Source organism: Ensifer sp. LC163 (assembly GCF_001695855.1).
Classification (GTDB): Bacteria; Pseudomonadota; Alphaproteobacteria; order Rhizobiales; family Rhizobiaceae; genus Ensifer.
This window is the reverse complement of the sequence record NZ_MBSS01000012.1, coordinates 347,761-365,502: the sequence shown is the minus strand read 5'-3', so window position 1 is coordinate 365,502 and position 17,742 is coordinate 347,761. Positions and strand designations below refer to the sequence as shown.

The 17,742-nt window shown below is 60.8% G+C and carries 20 protein-coding genes and 1 pseudogene; 7 read left to right on the top strand and 14 right to left on the bottom strand.

The genetic code is table 11. The annotated features are described in order from the left end of the window. Window positions 1-84 precede the first annotated feature (84 nt). Window positions 85-1,083, top strand: a complete 999-nt coding sequence (locus tag BC360_RS11695; RefSeq protein ID WP_065795297.1) for an ABC transporter substrate-binding protein — start codon at window positions 85-87, stop codon at window positions 1,081-1,083. A gap of 119 nt (window positions 1,084-1,202) precedes the next feature. Further along, the gene (locus tag BC360_RS11690) at window positions 1,203-2,090 is read left to right on the top strand and encodes an ABC transporter permease (protein WP_065795296.1); all 888 of its coding nucleotides are present in this window, start codon (window positions 1,203-1,205) and stop codon (window positions 2,088-2,090) included. Window positions 2,091-2,149: 59 nt separating this feature from the next. On the opposite strand, the gene BC360_RS11685 is transcribed toward BC360_RS11690, so the two are convergent. Continuing rightward, window positions 2,150-3,061 carry a DMT family transporter gene (locus tag BC360_RS11685; protein ID WP_065795295.1) on the bottom strand — a complete coding sequence of 304 codons (912 nt, stop codon included), beginning with the start codon at window positions 3,059-3,061 and terminating at the stop codon, window positions 2,150-2,152. 151 nt (window positions 3,062-3,212) lie between these two features. Between BC360_RS11685 and BC360_RS11680 the strand changes: the two genes are divergently transcribed. The 3 genes and pseudogenes from BC360_RS11680 to BC360_RS30720 all read left to right on the top strand — a co-directional run. Beyond that, window positions 3,213-3,680 carry an Lrp/AsnC family transcriptional regulator gene (locus tag BC360_RS11680; protein WP_053246850.1) on the top strand — a complete coding sequence of 156 codons (468 nt, stop codon included), beginning with the start codon at window positions 3,213-3,215 and terminating at the stop codon, window positions 3,678-3,680. 184 nt (window positions 3,681-3,864) lie between these two features. After that, complete coding sequence (locus tag BC360_RS11675; protein ID WP_065795292.1) at window positions 3,865-4,776, top strand: diacylglycerol/lipid kinase family protein; 912 nt, start codon at window positions 3,865-3,867, stop codon at window positions 4,774-4,776. Between the two features lie 87 nt (window positions 4,777-4,863). Further along, window positions 4,864-5,161 (top strand): annotated as a pseudogene (locus BC360_RS30720) (UPF0104 family protein); the annotation flags it as partial. A 21-nt stretch (window positions 5,162-5,182) separates the two neighbouring features. Here BC360_RS30720 and BC360_RS11665 read toward each other — a convergent pair. The 5 genes from BC360_RS11665 to BC360_RS11655 form a co-directional block, all read right to left on the bottom strand. Then, window positions 5,183-6,685 carry an AMP nucleosidase gene (locus BC360_RS11665; RefSeq protein ID WP_065795290.1) on the bottom strand — a complete coding sequence of 501 codons (1,503 nt, stop codon included), beginning with the start codon at window positions 6,683-6,685 and terminating at the stop codon, window positions 5,183-5,185. 191 nt (window positions 6,686-6,876) lie between these two features. Beyond that, window positions 6,877-7,197 carry a YnfA family protein gene (locus tag BC360_RS11660; RefSeq protein ID WP_065787318.1) on the bottom strand — a complete coding sequence of 107 codons (321 nt, stop codon included), beginning with the start codon at window positions 7,195-7,197 and terminating at the stop codon, window positions 6,877-6,879. A gap of 92 nt (window positions 7,198-7,289) precedes the next feature. Next, the gene (locus tag BC360_RS31495; RefSeq protein WP_167590821.1) at window positions 7,290-7,466 is read right to left on the bottom strand and encodes a hypothetical protein; all 177 of its coding nucleotides are present in this window, start codon (window positions 7,464-7,466) and stop codon (window positions 7,290-7,292) included. 13 nt (window positions 7,467-7,479) lie between these two features. Next, on the bottom strand, window positions 7,480-7,653 hold the full coding sequence (locus BC360_RS31490) for a hypothetical protein (RefSeq protein WP_025426369.1): 174 nt from the start codon (window positions 7,651-7,653) through the stop codon (window positions 7,480-7,482). A gap of 439 nt (window positions 7,654-8,092) precedes the next feature. Next, window positions 8,093-8,434, bottom strand: a complete 342-nt coding sequence (locus BC360_RS11655; RefSeq protein WP_065787317.1) for a DUF2147 domain-containing protein — start codon at window positions 8,432-8,434, stop codon at window positions 8,093-8,095. Between the two features lie 594 nt (window positions 8,435-9,028). Here BC360_RS11655 and BC360_RS11650 point away from each other — a divergent pair. Continuing rightward, window positions 9,029-9,295, top strand: a complete 267-nt coding sequence (locus tag BC360_RS11650) for a sel1 repeat family protein (RefSeq protein WP_065795289.1) — start codon at window positions 9,029-9,031, stop codon at window positions 9,293-9,295. A 67-nt stretch (window positions 9,296-9,362) separates the two neighbouring features. On the opposite strand, the gene BC360_RS11645 is transcribed toward BC360_RS11650, so the two are convergent. The 3 genes from BC360_RS11645 to BC360_RS11635 all read right to left on the bottom strand — a co-directional run bounded on the left by BC360_RS11645 (window position 9,363) and on the right by BC360_RS11635 (window position 11,660). Beyond that, on the bottom strand, window positions 9,363-10,487 hold the full coding sequence (locus tag BC360_RS11645; RefSeq protein WP_065795288.1) for a pyridoxal phosphate-dependent aminotransferase: 1,125 nt from the start codon (window positions 10,485-10,487) through the stop codon (window positions 9,363-9,365). Window positions 10,488-10,725: 238 nt separating this feature from the next. Beyond that, window positions 10,726-11,100, bottom strand: a complete 375-nt coding sequence (locus BC360_RS11640) for a PilZ domain-containing protein (RefSeq protein WP_065787314.1) — start codon at window positions 11,098-11,100, stop codon at window positions 10,726-10,728. A 203-nt stretch (window positions 11,101-11,303) separates the two neighbouring features. Further along, entirely contained in the window at window positions 11,304-11,660 is a 357-nt protein-coding gene (locus BC360_RS11635) for a hypothetical protein (protein ID WP_065795575.1), read from the bottom strand. A 322-nt stretch (window positions 11,661-11,982) separates the two neighbouring features. Between BC360_RS11635 and BC360_RS11630 the strand changes: the two genes are divergently transcribed. Beyond that, window positions 11,983-14,202, top strand: coding sequence for a caspase family protein (locus BC360_RS11630; protein WP_065795286.1), 2,220 nt, complete (start codon window positions 11,983-11,985; stop codon window positions 14,200-14,202). Window positions 14,203-14,513: 311 nt separating this feature from the next. On the opposite strand, the gene BC360_RS11625 is transcribed toward BC360_RS11630, so the two are convergent. The 5 genes from BC360_RS11625 to BC360_RS11605 form a co-directional block, all read right to left on the bottom strand. Then, a complete protein-coding gene (locus BC360_RS11625; protein ID WP_065795284.1) occupies window positions 14,514-15,614 on the bottom strand; it encodes a tyrosine-type recombinase/integrase in 1,101 nt (366 codons plus the stop codon). 184 nt (window positions 15,615-15,798) lie between these two features. Next, the gene (locus tag BC360_RS11620; RefSeq protein ID WP_065795283.1) at window positions 15,799-16,332 is read right to left on the bottom strand and encodes a DUF1643 domain-containing protein; all 534 of its coding nucleotides are present in this window, start codon (window positions 16,330-16,332) and stop codon (window positions 15,799-15,801) included. Then, window positions 16,329-16,634 (bottom strand): hypothetical protein, encoded by a 306-nt coding sequence (locus BC360_RS11615; RefSeq protein ID WP_065795281.1) that lies wholly within the window; start codon window positions 16,632-16,634, stop codon window positions 16,329-16,331. The genes BC360_RS11620 and BC360_RS11615 overlap by 4 nt, the downstream gene beginning before the upstream one ends. Beyond that, on the bottom strand, window positions 16,631-17,050 hold the full coding sequence (locus BC360_RS11610) for a DUF968 domain-containing protein (RefSeq protein ID WP_065795280.1): 420 nt from the start codon (window positions 17,048-17,050) through the stop codon (window positions 16,631-16,633). The genes BC360_RS11615 and BC360_RS11610 overlap by 4 nt, the downstream gene beginning before the upstream one ends. After that, entirely contained in the window at window positions 17,050-17,742 is a 693-nt protein-coding gene (locus BC360_RS11605; protein WP_065795279.1) for a hypothetical protein, read from the bottom strand. Before BC360_RS11605 ends, BC360_RS11610 begins: the two co-directional genes overlap by 1 nt.

The following is a 17,742-nucleotide window of genomic DNA, read 5'->3' as shown; positions in this document are numbered from 1 at the left end:
GCCCGAGCCTGTTGACACGCGACTGATCACTGCGGTGAGATCGGTCGTCCGACGGGACGTACCGCCAGAACAGAGGGAACAGAAATGAACAAGCTTCTTGCAACGACTTGCCTGGCCGCCGGCCTTCTTGGCCTTGCCGGCACGGCCTCGGCAGCCGAATGCGGCGACGTGACGATCGCCAACATGAACTGGCAGAGCGCCGAGGTTCTGGCGAGTGTCGACAAGATCATTCTGACGGAAGGCTATGGCTGCAACGCCGAGCTCGTCGTCGGCGATACCGTGCCGACGATCACCTCGATGATCGAGAAGGGCCAGCCCGATATCGCGCCGGAAGGCTGGGTGGATCTTCTGCCCGATGTCGTCAACCGCGGCCTTGAAGAGGGCAAGCTGGTCGGTGCCGCCGTCGCGCTTTCCGATGGCGCCGTCCAGGGCTGGTGGGTGCCGAAATACATCGTAGATGCCAACCCCGACATCAAGACGATCGACGATGTGCTGAAGCACAAGGAACTGTTCCCGGATCCGGAGGACGCGAGCAAGGGCGCCGTCTTCAACGGCCCGCAGGGCTGGGGCGGCACTGTTGTCACGACTCAGCTCTACAAGGCCTATGGCGGCGAGGCAGCCGGCTTCACGCTGGTCGATACCGGCTCGGCGGCCGGTCTCGATGGCTCGATTGCCAAGGCTTACGAGCGCAAGCAGGGCTGGGTCGGCTACTACTGGGCGCCGACGGCACTGCTCGGCAAGTACGAGATGGTAAAGCTCGGCCATGGCGTCGAGGCGGATGCTGCGGAATGGAAGCGCTGCAACACGGTTGCCGATTGCGCGGACCCGAAGAAGAACGACTGGCCGAAGGATAAGGTGCAGACGCTGGTGACCAAGACGTTTGCCGATCGCGCCGGTCCGGCCATGGATTACTTGAACAAGCGCGCCTGGACCAACGACACCGTCAACAAGCTGATGGCCTGGATGACCGACAACCAGGCAAGCGGCGAGGAAGGTGCGAAACACTTCCTCCAGGAAAACCCTGATATCTGGACCACCTGGGTCTCGCCGGACGTTGCCGAAAAGGTCAAGGCCGCGCTTTGATTGCCATCGACTGACGAAATTGAGCGGCGCACTGTTCCGTGCGCCGCCCATTGGTTGATGGTTGGCGGACGCAAAACAAGAACAAGGTCGCCGCCGGGGAATAGTGAAGGGGAAATGGAATGGAATGGCTGACCCAGTTTCCGCATATGGATGATGATCGCCTGCGGGCGTTGAAGAAGGCGATTGACGAAGGCTTCCGTACCTTCACGCGCGCCTATGGCGACGGCATCGAAGCGTTTTTCGAACCGTTGCAGTTCTTTCTGATCCAGTCGGAGCGCTTCATGACGCGCACACCCTGGCCGATCATCATCCTGCTGATTGCGGTTCTCGCCTGGTTTGCGAGCCGGAACTGGAAGATCGTCGCTGGCTGCGTCGGCACGTTGCTCCTCATCGGCTATTTCGACATGTGGGACGACACGATGAAGACGATCTCGATGATCTTCGTCTGTACCGTGCTGTCGATCGCCATCGGCATACCGATCGGCATCGTCATGTCGCGTTCGGACCGGTTCCAGAATGTCGTCAATCCGATTCTCGACGTGATGCAGACCATGCCGAGCTTCGTCTATCTGATCCCGGTGGTGATGCTGCTCGGCATCGGCAAGGTGCCGGGGCTGATAGCAGTGGTGATCTATGCGATCCCGCCGATGATCCGCCTCACCAATCTCGGCATCCGCCTGGTCGACAAGGATGTGCTGGAGGCGGCCGACGCGTTCGGCTCGTCGGGCTGGCAGAAGCTCAAGAACGTGCAAATGCCTTTGGCATTGCCGACGATCATGGCCGGCATCAACCAGACGATCATGATGGCGCTGGCCATGGTGGTTATTGCCTCGATGATCGGGGTTCAGGGATTGGGACAGCCGGTGCTGAAGGCGATCGCCAATCAGTATTTCACGCTCGGCATCTTCAACGGTCTTGCGATCGTCGGCATCGCGATCATCTTCGATCGCGTCAGCCAGGCCTATGGCCACCGGCTGCAGAAACATCGCGAGATCATCCACGGCTGAGCCCACAAGCGAAATGGCCCGGAAACTGTCGTTTCCGGGCCATTTTTTGTTCTTGCCCTTCACGCCCTGCGCGGTGAAAGGATGCCGGTCGAGAGCGCTACGCCAGCAGCGGTGATGACCGCGGCGACAATCTCGAACGGGCCGATCCGCTCGCCGAGAAGCATCGCGCCGCCGACCATTGCAAGCACGGGGGTGAGCGCGGTGAAGGCGGCGGCCTGGGTTCCGCCGAGGCTGCGGACTGCCACGCCATAGGCGACCATTGCCACGAGGCCCGAGAGAAGACCCTGGCTGGTGATCTGCAAGGCGATCTCCTTGAGGGGCACGCTGGCAAGCGTGCTGCCGAAGATGCCGGCAAGCAGCAGGTGGATGAGGAACGACCAGATGGCGATCAGCGCACTGCCTTCGAGCGGGCTGAGGCCGGAGCGCCGGAAGGCGTGAGTATAGATCGCCCAGAGTGTGGCCGCTGCCGGAAGAAGGGCGTAACCGGTCCAGCCGGTGCCCGTGGTGCCGGCAAGGCTGCGCGCGAGCAGTAGGGCGACGCCGGCAACGATGGCGGCAAAACCGGCAACACGCATGCGGTCGGGCCGCTCGCCGAAGATGGTGATGCCAATCAGGGCGGTTGCCAGCGGCATGGAGCCGCCGAGCAGCACGCCGACCGAGGAGGCGGGCGTGGCGTGAATGGCAAAGGCTGCGACCTGGAAGAACAGCGCGCCGGAGCCCGCGACCATCGGGAGAAGCAAGTGGATCGGCAGCTTGCGCGGCAGAAGCCCGGTCCTCAGCCAGACCGGCGCGAGGACCAGCGCCGGGATGCCGTAGCGGATGAGGCCAAGGTCGATCGTGCCGAGCGCGGTGCCGGCAGTGTGTCGTGTAGCAAGAATCCACCCGGCCCAGATCAGCACGGTGACCAGGGCACCGGCATAGCCGGTGGCGACCGGTGCGGCGCTGCCGCGACCGAGTGTGAGCGCAACCATCTGATTTTCCTTCCCGATTTGAATGCCCGCAATTGTTTGGGCCTGGGAAGAAGATTACTGCCAACGGGCAGGGCATGTCCTTGCGATTTGTGCTTACAATGGCCTATGATGCGCAATCATGTGCCAATACCGCCTCAGTGGATTATCAATTATGCCAAATCTGGATAAATTCGATCTCGCGATTCTCAAGATCCTACAGGAGGACGCGCGGGCAACGAATGTGGAGATTGCCGAACGTGTCAATCTGTCGCCATCGCCATGCCTGCGACGTATCCGCAATCTGGAGAAATCGGGGATCCTGCGCGGCTATCGGGCCGATATCGACCGCAAGGAGGTCGGGCTCGGATTGACCGTCTTCGTGGAAATCAAGGTCGGCCAGCACAGCCGCGAGAATGCCCAGCGTCAGCAAGAGGCCCTGCTTGCCATTCCCGAGGTTGTCTCCTGCTTCCTGATCTCCGGCAACGCCGATTTTCTCGCCGAGGTCGTGGTCGAAGACCTCTCGGCCTATGAGACGCTGCTGACGGAGACGTTGCTGGCCATGCCTGGGGTGACCGACATCCGCTCCAACTTCGCCATCCGCTCGATCAAGACGGGTGGTCCCCTCAAGCTGCCGGAGTGACGCCCAGGCACGTTGGTGGTGCTGCCGCGCCGCAAACAGGGGCACGCAGCGGCGATGAAGCCGAGCGCTCGTCCGGCATGGGATCAACGTTAAGTTTTTGTAAGGCTCTGGAAACGGCGCCGATTGCGATTATCTCATCGCAGTGGACGCACTTTGCCACGGCAATGGAGCCAGTAAGCCTTTCATGAAAATCAAAGCTATCTTCAATCGGGACGGTGGGACCTTCCGAACGACGGATATGACGGCCTATGGCACCAGGGTTGAGGCGATCTTTCGCGACGCCGGTCATCAGATCGAGATCGCGACCGTCTCAGGCGCTGAGATGCAGGAGACCCTGGAAAAGACCTGCCGGCGCCAAGATCTCGATGCGATCGTGGCTGGCGGTGGCGACGGTACGATTTCGGCAGCCGCCGGCGTTGCCTGGAAGACCGGTATGCCGCTTGGCGTCGTGCCCGCCGGGACGATGAACCTTTTTGCGCGCACGCTGAAATTACCGCTCGACATCTGGAAGGCGCCGGAGGTTCTGGCGCAGGGCACGATCATCGACGGTGATATCGGCAGTGCCGATGGCCGAGCCTTCGTGCACCAGTTCTCGATGGGCCTGCACGCTCGCATGGTGCGCTACCGCGAATCGTTCAGTTTCCGGTCGCGGCTGGGCAAGATCACGGCGAGCACCCGGGCCGCCGTCGGGGTCATCCTCAATCCGCCGGATTTCGAGATCGAATTCGACGTGGATGGTCACCACGAAAGTCGCCACGTCTCGGCCGTGTCCGTGTCGAACAACCCGTTCGGACGCGATACGCTGATGTATGCGGACGATGTGACCGCCGGCCATCTCGGCTTCTACACGGCGCCCCCCTTGAGCCCGCCCGGCGTTGCCAAGCTTGCGCTCGACGTGCTGCGCGGCAAGTTCCGCGACAATCCGGTTATTACCGAGATGAGCGGCCATGCGCTGGATCTGCATTTCCCCAAGGTCGACCGGAAGATCAACTGCGTGATCGACGGCGAACTTCTACCGATGGGCCGCGACGTCGCGTTGCGGATCCATCCCGGTGAGCTCAAGCTGCTCGTCGGCGCTGACCGGGCTAGTTCGTGACCCCGGGTCAGTCCATGACCCAGAGGTAGCCGAAGGCGTAACGGTAACCTCCTGAATGTCATGCTGCCTTTTCGCGCCGGAGAGACGAATTGGGCGGTCAAGGTCGCTGTTCTCGCCTGGGTGCTGGCGTTCACGGGTATTGCGCCGCTTGCTGCCTGTTTCGGCGGGGCGCTCGGTGGCGAGTTCTCCTCGGTGCTGCCGATGCATGCGCCTGCGGGCGTCGGCACCGGCGGCGATCGCCGCCGGTGCCGTTTCTGTCGGAGCAGGGGCGGGCCGCGCGGCGCTGGAGCAGTTGGCCGGGGCCGGTGTCAACGCCCATCTGCTGATCATCGTGTCCGTTGCCGCGGGCACGACGCTGTCGATGCTTCTGCAGAGAAAGCCTTGAGCTTCGCTGCCGGCCGAGGGGCTACTGGAACGACGTCTCGTAGAAGCTTCTGAGCTTGCGGGAATGCAGCTTCTCCGGAGGCATCGCCGCGAGTTTCTGAAGGGCGAGAATGCCGATCTTCAGATGCTGGCTGACCTGCGTCCGATAGAAGGCAGTGGCCATGCCTGGAAGCTTCAGCTCGCCGTGAAGCGGCTTGTCGGAAACGCAAAGCAGCGTGCCGTAGGGCACCCGGAAGCGGAAGCCGTTGGCGGCGATCGTTGCCGATTCCATGTCGAGCGCGATGGCGCGCGCCTGCGACAGGCGCTTGACCGGCCCGCGCTGGTCGCGCAGTTCCCAGTTGCGGTTGTCGATGGTGGCGACGGTGCCGGTGCGCATGATCTGCTTGAGATCGTAGTCGCGATAGCCGGTGACCTCGGCGACGGCGTCCTGCAACGCCACCTGCACTTCGGCAAGCGCGGGCAGGGGGATCCAGACAGGCAGGTCGTCGTCCAGCACATGATCCTCGCGCATATAGGCATGGGCGAGCACATAGTCGCCAAGCCGTTGGCTGTTCCTGAGCCCGGCGCAGTGCCCGAGCATCAGCCAGACATGCGGGCGCAGCACGGCGATATGGTCGGTGATCGTCTTGGCGTTGGACGGGCCGACGCCGATATTGACCATAGTGATGCCGCCGTGGCCCTTCTTCTTCAGGTGGTAGGCCGGCATCTGCGGCAGGCGGGCGAGCGTATAGTCGGTTTCCGGCTTGTCGGCGCCGGCCGGGGTGACGATGTTGCCGGGCTCGACGAAGGCCGTGTAGCCGTTGCCGCCTTCCGCCATCTGCTGGCGCGCCCAGGCGCAGAACTCGTCCATGTAGAACTGGTAGTTGGTGAACAGCACGAAGTTCTGGAAATGGTTCGCACTCGTGGCCGTGTAGTGGCTGAGACGGGCAAGTGAATAGTCGATGCGCTGGGCGGTAAACGGCGCCAGCGGCGAGGGCTCGCCCGGGCCCGGCTCATAGGAACCGTTGGCGATCTCGTCGTCGGTCGTCGTCAGATCGGGTGCATCGAACAGGTCGCGCAGCGGAATATCGATGGAATCGCCGGCCGATGCTTCGACATGGGCGCCTTCCCCGAAGGCGAAATGCAGCGGGATCGGGGTCGAGGATTCGGAGACGGTGACGCCGAGGCCGTGATTGCGCATCAGGTGCCCCAGCTGTTCCTTCAGATAATGCCGGAACAGTTTCGGCCGCGTGATCGTCGTGGTGTAGACGCCTGGCGCACTGACATAACCGAAGGACAGGCGGGAATCGACATGGCCGAAGCTGCTGGTCTCGATGCTGACCTGCGGATAGCAGGCGCGGTAGCGCGTGAGCAGAACGCCATTCTTGCCCAGCCCCTCGAAAGCCTCTGTGAGGAACCGGGTATTGCGATCGTAAAGCGCCTCCAGGCAATCGACTGCGGCCGCCGGATCTTCGAAGAACTGCGGCTCGAACGGCTCGGGCGTGGAGACGGAAAGGACGGAGTGTGAAGAGATTCGCTTGTTCATGTCGCATTATAGGCTGAGGCTTCTGACAAGCAAACGACAAGATGCGGGCATGCACAACCACGTCGGTCAGCACAGCTTTGCAGCGCCGCGCGTCAGGTATGTCGCGCAACTGACGCTGTAATGCTTTGAATTTTCTGAATAATTTTCGCCATAAATCGTTTTCGATTTAAGGGATTATGCAGTAGCTGCCCCTAGCGCGGTCCAGCGAGGATGATGGCGCTGCCGACGAGGGCGACGGCCATTCCGGTCAGATCCCAACGGTCAGGCCGCACGCCTTCGGCAAGCCACAGCCAGATGAGCGAGGCGGCGATATAGACCCCGCCATAGGCTGCATAGGCGCGGCCGGCCGCCGCGCTGTCAATCAAGGTCAGCAGCCAGGCAAACAGTGCCAGCGACGCCATGCCCGGGATCAGCCACCAGATCGGCCTGTCAAGTTTCAGCCACGCCCAGAAGGCGAAGCATCCGGCGATCTCGGCAAGGGCGGCAAGGGAATAGACGGCATAGGCTGGCATCAGTGGCGGGTCCTTTCAACGGTGAAAGGACAGTAAGGCGCGCAGCGATGCAAGAGAGACTGAAAAATTAAAGGCGCCGATGGCGCCTTCGGTCAGCTCATCGATTGACGCTGCAGCGTCACGAAGAGAACGAGGCCGGCCCCCTGCTTGCCGATGCTCAGGCCATTGGCCTTGCTATAGGCAAGCGCCCCAACCGGCGCCATCAGCAGGCTGGCAAGTGCAAGGACACGCAGCGAGAGAAAGGCGGATGTGGAAAGGGCGGCCAGCATATCAGTCTCTCCGTTAGAGCTTGGCTTGGCAGTATTGCGCCGTGTGCGCGGTGCAATCCGTCAGCGAGCCGAGATAGGTGTTGCTGCGGCGACGTTCGGTATCTGCGCTGACTGCGGCAGCAAGGGTCATCGCAAAAACAACCATCAGAAGGCTGATAATGGTGAGGCGCCGAGCAAGAATGTCCATGGTTCTGTCCGTTGGTCTGGAGGCGGTTCAAATCGATTGAGTGTGTTTTCGCATAACCAAACTGAACTCTTGCTGATATGGCCGTTCATCTGGCGTTCATCTTGTGATTGATGTCGCTGCCGTTCTCGCGGGCAGAGGTGTGCCTAGGTGTTTGATCCCAATGCATCAGGAGAGAATAGTGACTGCACAGATCGTGCTTTGTTACTGGCGTGCGGTGAACGGCTGGAAGTCACCGTCATGCTGGAGGAACTGGGTGCTCCCTATGAGGTAGACACCTCGACATCGGCAGGCGAGCAGTTCGTGCCGAATAACCGCATGCCAGCGATCATCGGAGGCGGCCCGCAGTCAAGAAGGCCGTCGAAGTCGATAAGGAAGAACGCGCCTATCAGGCGCAAAAAATGGGCGACCCGAGGGCCGCCCTTTTTGTACGCGATTGATCCTAGAGGCGCGACCAGGTTTGTGATTTGCAGAGAATCTTGAGCACGCAGCCCTTCATCTTCAGCGAGTTGCCGTTGACCGCGCCCGAACCGCTATAGGTCTTGTCGGTTTCGGGATCGGTGATTTCCCCGGAATAGCTGCCATCCGTGCCGGACAGATTGCCGATCCGCTTGCCGGCGTGTTTGCCGGTCTTCAGCGTCACGCAGAAGGCGCCGCCGCAAGGTGCAATCTCGGCCGTCGCGCCGGTTGCGGTCTTCCAGTTGCCGACGATCGGTTCGGCGGCAACGGCCGTTCCGGCGACGCCAAAAGCGAGAGCCGCGGTCATGAACAGGGTACGAATCATTCATTCCTCCAGATAAAAGCCGCCGGCGCGGTCCGCTTCGCCGGCACCTCTTCAGATATCCTCGTTTGAAAGGCAGTCTCCTCACCGCCGCCGGCAAGGTAGCTTACGCGCACGTAAAGGTAAACTGGTTCGAGTGCGCCTGTTTGTGCTTTTTATCTGCCGGTTTTCGGCCGAGAAAAATCGAGGAAATCCAGGACTGGCAGGTCGGACACCCTTTTCGTGGTTACCGTTTGGTTGAGGTCGGCGGTTGAATATTTCGTAAATTTTTATGCGAATGCGCCAGATTTCCGGCCTTTCGATGTTTAACAAAAACTCAAGTTTACCAAGTGTTTGAACTTTGTTTGTCTCAAATTAATCATGCATTTTAAGCGCGTATTGAAGGCCGTGCTGCATAGTAAGACCCATAAGACGAGCGGAGAAATTCACCCCGCCAAATGACCGAAGACGACGCTGCAAAGATGGCGCGGTTCGGAAAGGCCCACAAAGAGGCACGGTCGAACAGGGACCAAAAAACAAATGCTGATCTGGAGCATGGTCCGCCTCTAAAGGGCGGGCCGCTTCGGAAAACCAACCAGGCAAAACAGGGACAAGACAATGGCACGCTTTGATATGCAGGTTGCTTCGAATACCGCGATGGGTGGTGAAAGCCAGGCGGACGTCTTTTGCGAAATGGGTCTGGCCTATGCGACGGGCCGTGGTCGTCCGGTCGACCTGGTAGCCGCCCATAAATGGCTGAACATTGCCGCGATCAAGGGTTGCGACCGCGCCGTCGATCTGCGCGCCGACCTTTCGATGACGATGAGCAAGGCCGACCTTGCAGCAGCGCTTCGCGCGGCCCGCGAATGGATGACCGTTCACTGAACGCCAAGGCGGGAGTAAGCTCCCGTCCGGCGGCGCCCGCCAGCGAGCAGGCGCCGGATATGAGGGCCTATTGGCCGCCTGCCAGTTTCTCCAGAACCTTCGGCAGGGCGGCTTCAAGCAGGTCCATCTCCGCCTCTGGCCCGGTGCTGACGCGAATGCAGCGGTTGAGCGGGGCGACGCCGGGCATGCGGATGAAGATGCCGTGGTCGCTCATCAGCGTATCGACGATCGCGCGCGCATAGACCGCGTCCTTTCCACAATCGATCGCGACGAAATTGGTCGCCGATTCGAGCGGCGACAAGCCATTGCTTTTGGCGATCTCAGCAATCCGCTCGCGCGAATGCGCAATTTTTGCCGTTACCGAACCTAGATAGTCCTGATCCGCAAGCGCTGCGACTGCCGCCGCCACGCCGATCCGATTCATACCGAAATGATTGCGGATCTTGTCGAACGCCTGGGCGGTCCCGGGCGTGGTGATGACATAACCGACCCGCGAGCCGGCAAGGCCATAGGCCTTGGAGAAAGTCCGCGTCCTGACGACATTGGGCATGCCTATCAACGCGGCGATCGCGGGCAAGGCCCCTGCCGGAGCGGTTTCGCAATAGGCTTCGTCGAGGATGAAGAGCGTGGTTTCGGGCAGGGCCTTGGCGAATTCGACAACGCGTTCGGCGTTCCACCAGCTTCCCATCGGGTTGTCGGGATTGGCGAAATAGACGAGCGGGGCATTCTCTTGCTTGACTGCTGCTAGCAACCCGTCGAGATCTTCGTGATCGCCGACATAGGGCACCGTCACCAGCCGGCCGCCGTGGCCGACGACGTGATAGTTGAACGTCGGATATGCGCCGAGCGAAGTGACGACCGGCATGCCGGGCTCGATCACCATCCGCACGATCTGCCCCAGCAGTCCGTCGATGCCTTCGCCGATCGCAATGTTGGCGGCAGAGACGCCGAGCCGGGCCGCCAGCGCCTGCTTCAGATCATGGTTTTCCGGGTCCGCATATTTCCACGTTCCCGTTGCCGCCTCTCGCATCGCTTGCACGACGCTTTCAGCAGGCCCAAACCCGCTTTCGTTAGCGCCGATGCGGGCAGCAATGGCGCGCCCACGCTGGCGCTCGATGGCCTCGGGTCCAACGAAGGGGATCGTGGAGGGCAGGGATTGGATGAGCGGCGTGAAGCGAGAGAATGCGGACATGCTTTATATAAGGCCCCGTTCGAACAAAGTTCGCGGAACTTACTGCATAATTCCTTAAATCGGAATCGATTTAAGGGCAAAATTATGCAGCAACTCAGAGTGTTACAGCGACCTTTGCGCGTCTAAACAGACGCGCGGCGCTGTAACGCATGCTTTGGCAATGCGGAATCGCCTTGATGAGAAAAAGCCGTCGCGAGTTGTTGGGTTTTGACGGCCTGTTGCACAGGCCGCATGGGCATTAGCGGCGCTTGGGCGCCTTGGCGTCCTGGCCGGTGAAGAACTCCTGCCGGATGATCTCGCGCAGTAGGGTCTGCTCGATCGGCTTGATGAACTGCACCCCGATGCGATCGCCATTGCGATAGACCTCGGCGCAACCGATGCGAAGCGAAGTGCCGATGATATGAAGATAATAATGCTGAGGCAGGCCGATGGTGGTCTGCACGGCAAAGCTGGCGCCACCGCGGGAGATGTCGATCATCCGACAGGTTCTGACCGATACGCTGCCAAGCCCCGGCTGTACGGTCGTCAGGGTGGCGGCATGGCCGATGGAAAAGCGCTCGTAGCGACGTTCGTAGAACGGCGAGGGCACGCAGGAATACATCGTCTGCTGCATCTGTCATTCTCCGTCAACGCCGGATCGCGAAATGCGATCTTTGCCAAGCTCGGCCCGTGGGCAATTCATTCGCCCACGCTTAATCCTCGCGTGAATGCCGAGGCAAGTTGAGTGCAGTCTCGGTGCAGAAGTTTGCAATCCGCTGAAGGAGATCGATAAAAATCTAACATCGGTCATTTTCCCTAGGCGGAACCCGGCCGCGGTCAAAAGCCACCGCTTGAAAATTGCATGCGGATGAGCCGGCTGACGAAGTCGGGAGCGAGCAGCATGTTGAAGCGCACGCCGAGCTCCGCGCCGCTGCGATGAACTTGAGAGCAGCCGATCTCTTCCTTGAATCCGTCGATCTCCAGAAAGAAGTGTTTCGGCACCATGAGTGCGGCATTGAAGTCGAGCATGGCGCCGGCGATCGAGATGTGACGCAGCAGGCACTGGTATTTGGTCTTTGCCTTGAGGTGCTGGCCGATGATCAGTAACCGGCAGGGACGCTCAATGAAGTAATGTTGATACGTCGTTGCCAGTTGCCCTGGCTTCGCTTCCGCGACGTGCATTTTCATCGACATGGCAAGCTCCGAGAACGCATGGCCTTTCATTGGCGCAGGAGGCGCATCGGGACCTGGCGGAATCACCCCGGCCCGAGCGATGCGGCGTCTGAGTTAAGATCGCCGACTTGCTTCGACCTTGCGGGAGCGCTGAAGACGAACTGCCTCAAAAAAATATGGCGAACCGAGACATTGAAAGCCCCTGGCTCATACGTAATAGTTTCATCAGGGCATGGTTTTGGGGCGGTGGCATCGTCCCGAAGTGCCGTTCATGGGGTTGAGCGCCTCCCGTCTCCTGCTCCCGGTGAGCCAGGGGATAAGGGGTGGCGCCGGAAGGAAGAGCATGTTTACGGGGCATTCGTCGCGTTGGCGGCCGTTCGTCATTCTTTTCGTGGCGGTGCTGGCGTTTGCGCCAGCCGATGTCTTGGCCGCGAAGCGTGTCGCCCTTTTGATCGGCAACGAGAAGTACGAGGCGACCTCTCAACTCAACAATCCCGCCAATGACGTCGAACTGATGAAGGCCTCGTTCGAGGATGCGGGCTTCGATTCCGTCACCACGGTTCATGACGTCGGGCGCCAGGACATGGTGAAGGCGCTGCGCGATTTTGAAGATCTGGCAACCGGCGCCGAGGTGGCGATTGTCTATTACTCCGGCCACGGCATGGAAATGAACGGCCAGAACTTCCTTTTGCCGACCGATGTGCAATTAAAGACGGACAAGGATATCGAGGACGAGGCGATCGGCCTTGACCGGGTTCAGCGGTCGCTCGAAGGCGCAACCAAGCTCAAGCTGGTGATTCTCGACGCCTGCCGCAACAATCCGTTTGAGCAGAGCATGACGCGGTCGATCTCGACGCGCGCCGTCTCCCGCGGGCTCGCGCGTGTTGAGCCCGAATCGGCCGACCTGCTGGTCGCCTTCGCGTCCAAGGCCGGAACCGTTGCGCTCGATGGCGAGGGCAGGAACAGCCCTTTTGCCACAGCACTTGCGAAGTACCTCACTGAGCCGGGCGTCGACGTGCGCATCGCCCTGGGCAAGGTGCGTGACGAGGTGGTTTCGGTTACAAACCGCGGCCAGGAGCCCTTTGTCTATGGATCGCTCGGTGGCGCCCAGATCTTCCTGAACATAAAGGAAGTGAACATCAACATCACCAACAACGGTGAGCAGCTCTCGCCAAACAGCCAATCGGCCGCTGCTGCCGATTGGCAGAACATCCGCGATCTCGCCGACAAGGATCTGATCGCTGCCTTCCTCGCCAAGCATGGATCCGATCCTGTCTATAAGATGCTGGCGGAAAAGAAGCTGAAGCTTCTGGCCGAGGCTGAGCAGACGTCGAGCGCGACGCCCGACGAGCTTGCCTGGGACGCCCTGAAGCAGTCGACCGACGCCGCCGCGCTCACGCGGTTCCTCGAGCGTTATCCCGACAGCAAGCACAAGGCGGAGGCGGAGCAGCAGATTGCCGCGCTCGAACCGCAGAAGGGTCTCAACATCTCGCAGACCGGCAAGGACACCCAGGCTTCGCGCGATTGCTATCTGCTGGCAGGCGAGCCGCAGTCCATGCCCGGCTTCGTCGGCGTCAACTTCCTGAAGCTTGATTCCGCCCGGGCGCTGACGGCCTGCGCCCAGGCGGTCAACGAGAACCCCGACGACATGATGCTCGTCAATATGCTGGGCCGGGCACAGGATGCCGGACGCGACTATGTCGAGGCGCGCCACAATTATCAAAAGGCAGCCGACGGCGGCAATATGTACGCGTTGACGAATCTGGCCTGGTTCTCCGTCTACGGCACCGATGGTGCCGTCGATGTCGACCAGGGCAAGCGCATGTTCGAGCAGGCGGCCAAGGCCGGCAATGCCTATGGTCAGGCATCGCTCGGCTGGCTCTATCGCGAAGGTTATGGCGGCATCGCCCAGGACTATGATGAAGCCGCCAGGTGGTATCAGCTGGCCGCCGGTCAGGGTTATGCCAACGCCATGGCCACCGTGGGCTGGTTCTATCGAGAGGGGCTTGGCCTGCCCAAGGACCTGGCGCAGTCGCTGTCGTGGTACAAGAAGGCGGCCGAAGGAGGCGACGTCAACGCCATGTCGTCTCTCGGCTGGGCCTACCAGAACGGGCTTGGCACCGAGCAGAACTATGCCGAAGCCAAGACCTGGTACGAAAAGGCGGCCAATGTCGGCGATTCCTATTCCATGGCATTGCTCGGCTGGTTCTACGATGTCGGCACCGGCGTCGCCCAGGACTATGCCCAGGCCCGCACCTGGTACGAGATGGCGGCAAATGCCGGCAGCGCCTACGCCATGGGAAATCTGAGCCGTCTTTATGACTATGGCCTCGGCACCAAGGCGGATGCGAAGGAGGCTGTGCGCTGGGCGGCAGCCAGCGTCGAGGGTGGTGACCCGGCCAAGCTTCAGGAACTCAAGACCCAGCCGAGCAACTTTACGCCGGCCTTCCGCAAGGAGATGCAGGTGCTGCTGAAGGATCGCGGCTTTTATAGTGGTCCGGTCGATGGAGATTTTGGCGCCGCGACGCTCGATGCGATCGATAGGCTCTCGCGAAAGTCATAGAGCGGGCAGGCGACAACCAGATCCGGTCCTGTTTGCCTCGCGTTCTCGCCGCTCTACACCAAGTCGAACTGCTGCTTCCTGCAGGTCTTCAGCGGCATGACAGGCTCGGTTGCTCCGGCGCCCACATGAAAATGCGCCGATTTGCTGGAAACCGACAAAAAAATCTTGCATTGCCTGCGGTCTGACACTAGTCAGGCGCTAACGGAGAGGTGGCCGAGTGGTCGAAGGCGCTCCCCTGCTAAGGGAAACACTTCGATATCGCTGCAAGCGTGTTTTTCATTTTAAAATCAATTGTTTATGATGCTTCGTGATCAGCGCTGAAAACGCCTGTTTGCGGATTTTTTGTTCCGCCCATCGCTTTCCTGAAAGTGGCGAAAATCGAAGCTGTGTTTGATGGCTTCTGCCCCAAGGCTCGGCGCCGCGAGCTTCACGTATCGCTCCCACTCAGACGAATCCCAACCGCCTTCAGCCTTCAGACGGACGACGTCTTTGGTCTGGCTATAGAACCAGGTGGCCCATGAATGCCGCGCGGTGTGCGGAGTGTAGGTTTCGGGGTCGAGGCCCGATTCTGTCACGGCTCGGCTCCAAAATCCGAACCGATAGCCAGTATCCTTTTTCTTCGTGTAGGGGCGCCCGTCGTAGCGCAGGAAGAGGGGCCCGGGCTCGCCTATGTTCGGCAAGGTCGAGCACGCGGCGATGACGCGCGGGCAGAGATTGACCAGCCGTTCCTTGCCGCTCTTCGTGTCGCGTAGGATCGCATAGCGATGTTCGAGGCTGATGTCGTCGCGGCCATCGATCGAGAGGGTTTCGCTGACGCGCGAGCCCTGGCCGAACAAGAAAGTCACGAAGGCCGGCGCCCAGGGATTAGGATAGCGAGCGTCCATGATTCGGCCGAGGATCTGGACCGCTTGTACTGGCCGAAGGAAGTCCGTTCGCTTCTGGCTGTCTTCCGGGCGCTCGAACTGCTGTTTCACGCCGCTTTTGCGAAGCACGGCGATAACCGGAGCGTGGAACTGCCGGCGGCGCGTGGCGGGGTTCGGGTAGGCTTTCAGCCCCTCGTCGTCGATCAACTCTTGGGTGATCTCGTCGACCGGCTTCTTTGCGAACCTGTTGAAACGAGAATGCAGCTCGAACATTCCATCTTTCGAGGCCTGAAGGAAACGGGCCTCGCCGCCATGGTCTACGTATCTTTTTGCGGCCTGGCGGAACGTGACAGCGGGTTCTTTACCGGTGATATTGCGCTCCGCGACCTCGTTTTCGATTTGCCGCTTGATAGCGTCCGCTTGTTCAGCGTCTCGCGACTTTGTGGAGCGGCGGACCTCAATTGGATGAGGTTTTCCATCTCGCCAGACAGTGACGGTACCGGAGACATAGTAAACTCCGTTGTCGTGTCGGGAGATCTTGAGGGGCATTGAACCATCTTCTCAGCAAGAAGCCGCACCTGATCGAGCCGAAGCTTAACCGATCGTCCGCAGCGCACAAAGGGTATCTCGTGACGGCGGATTAACTCGCGCACGAGGCGTACAGGGTTGCCGACGTCCTGCTCGGTAATGCCGAGCATGGCGGCGGCTTGATCGAGGGGGATGGGGGTGACGTTCATCTGTCCTCGCCTTCTCCGCGAGCCTGGCGGGCGAAATACTCCTGCGGCTGCGTGCTGGCGGCGACATAGAGGGGGTGGCCGGGATGGCCGTCTGCCGTCACCTTGAGCGCAGCGAGCGGGAAGAATTCGAACTGCTCGGCGACTCTCCGACCCCGATCATGGAGCGCCCCATGTGTGCCCCATGCGCAAATGATTTTGCGGGCGCTCTGTGCTATCGCGAACAAGTGCCGGTCGTTGTCGGGCCCGATCGGGCTAGGATGGCTGTAAAGTGCTTTCGGATCGGTGGAGCGCAGGGCGAATAGGTTCCCAACGATCAGGCAGCCAAAGCCCCACGACTTCGCGAATGCAACGCATCGACGAATAGTCGGGTCGTCATGATCAGCATCAGCCGTAGACGGGTTGAGCATGAGGAATGCGACTTTCGGTTTGTCCGCATCCCATCGACGCTCAAGGCGGTAGCGATATTCCCCGCAACTTGAAATGATTGCCGAAGACGTCGGCTCTTTCGAGAACAGATCGATCCCGGTCACGCGTCACCGCCTTTCACTTGCAGGTCGATATCCACGCCGAGCGCATGGCGCAGGGCTTCGCCGGCAGCTTCGACATCGATCTGATATGAAGCCGGCACGCCCTCGCTAATTGCAATGGTGGCTCTGAGCTCTGGGGTCCGGAAAAGCGCGATCGGCAGAGTGGCGCCGCATTTCATGGCGCGCTCGCCTCTGCTTGTCGTTGGCTCAGCCCGAGCAAAACGCATGCCGCCGTCGTCTGTGAAAACGAGCCAGAAGCTGTATTCGATGTGGTCGCGGCGTATTGAACTGTGGCGGGCGCTCATGCCTCGTCCCTCGAACGGAGCGCGCCGGCGTCGGCCAGCGTCTGGTTGATGATGGCGGTCGCAAACGGCACGGCGTCTTCGCCGAGGTCGGACCAGATGCCGTGGATGACGAGCGCCAGAAGGTGCGGGTCGATCCCGATCGCCGACCAGAAGCGCTCCTCGCTCATACCGTGCTGGCGGCGGTGCTCGCCAGGATGGAGCGGCAACACCCAGCGGTCGGAAACCTTGCTGCCCTTGCCGCGGCCATAGTGACCGTAGCGCGGGGAGGCGAACGATAGATGCGCAGCCTCGACGCCATACCGGCCGGTCACGCAGCAAGGCAGCTCGTGGATGAACGCGAGATAGTCTTTGCTCTTCGTCGGCTTGCGCTTCGGCGTCGGGTCGGGGCGGATGAAATTTGCGATGCGGGATGCCACTACGCAGCCTCCTTGATCTGATCGATGTTCTCCTTGATGACGCGGAAGGTGTAGGCGGCAACCCACGGGTTCGCCTCCCAGGAGCCGGCGCCGTTGATCTCGTTCCAAAGCTCGGCGTAGCCTTCCCGATAGACGCCCTTCCAATCAGGGTTGAAAGCGCGCGAAAGCTTCGTCGAGCTCGAATACTGTGCGGCGCCCTCGGCGATGGCATAGGCCTCACTGATATCCTGCAACCTCTCGACGCGAACGTCGGTGACGATCAGCGTCATGCGCGACGCCCAGCGGGGCATGAAGATCGAGGGGCGCCAGGGGTATCCACGATCTTCGCTAGACAAGTCGGCAAGGGCATCGGTGGCGGCGTACCGCACTTCGCACTGGCTGCTTTTCGTAGGCTGGTAATCGCCGAACGTCAGCCCCTGCCACGTTTCCCGAACCCAGAGCCGGTAGCCAACCCCGATGCGGGGCGAAAAATTATAGTCGACGAGATCCTTGCCGGCGGGGCGAGACAGAAAATTGCCAGCGCCGTTCTTCATCTCGTAGACGAAACGACCCTCCTTGTCGGTCGCGACCTTCACGAAATCCATAACCTTGTCTGCGCCGGGGAAGTTGACCAGGCGGCGGGTCTGGGTCTTCCGACCGTCGAGCAATGCGCGGACCATCGGCCCGGAGAAGAGGATAGGGCGATCTGTCAT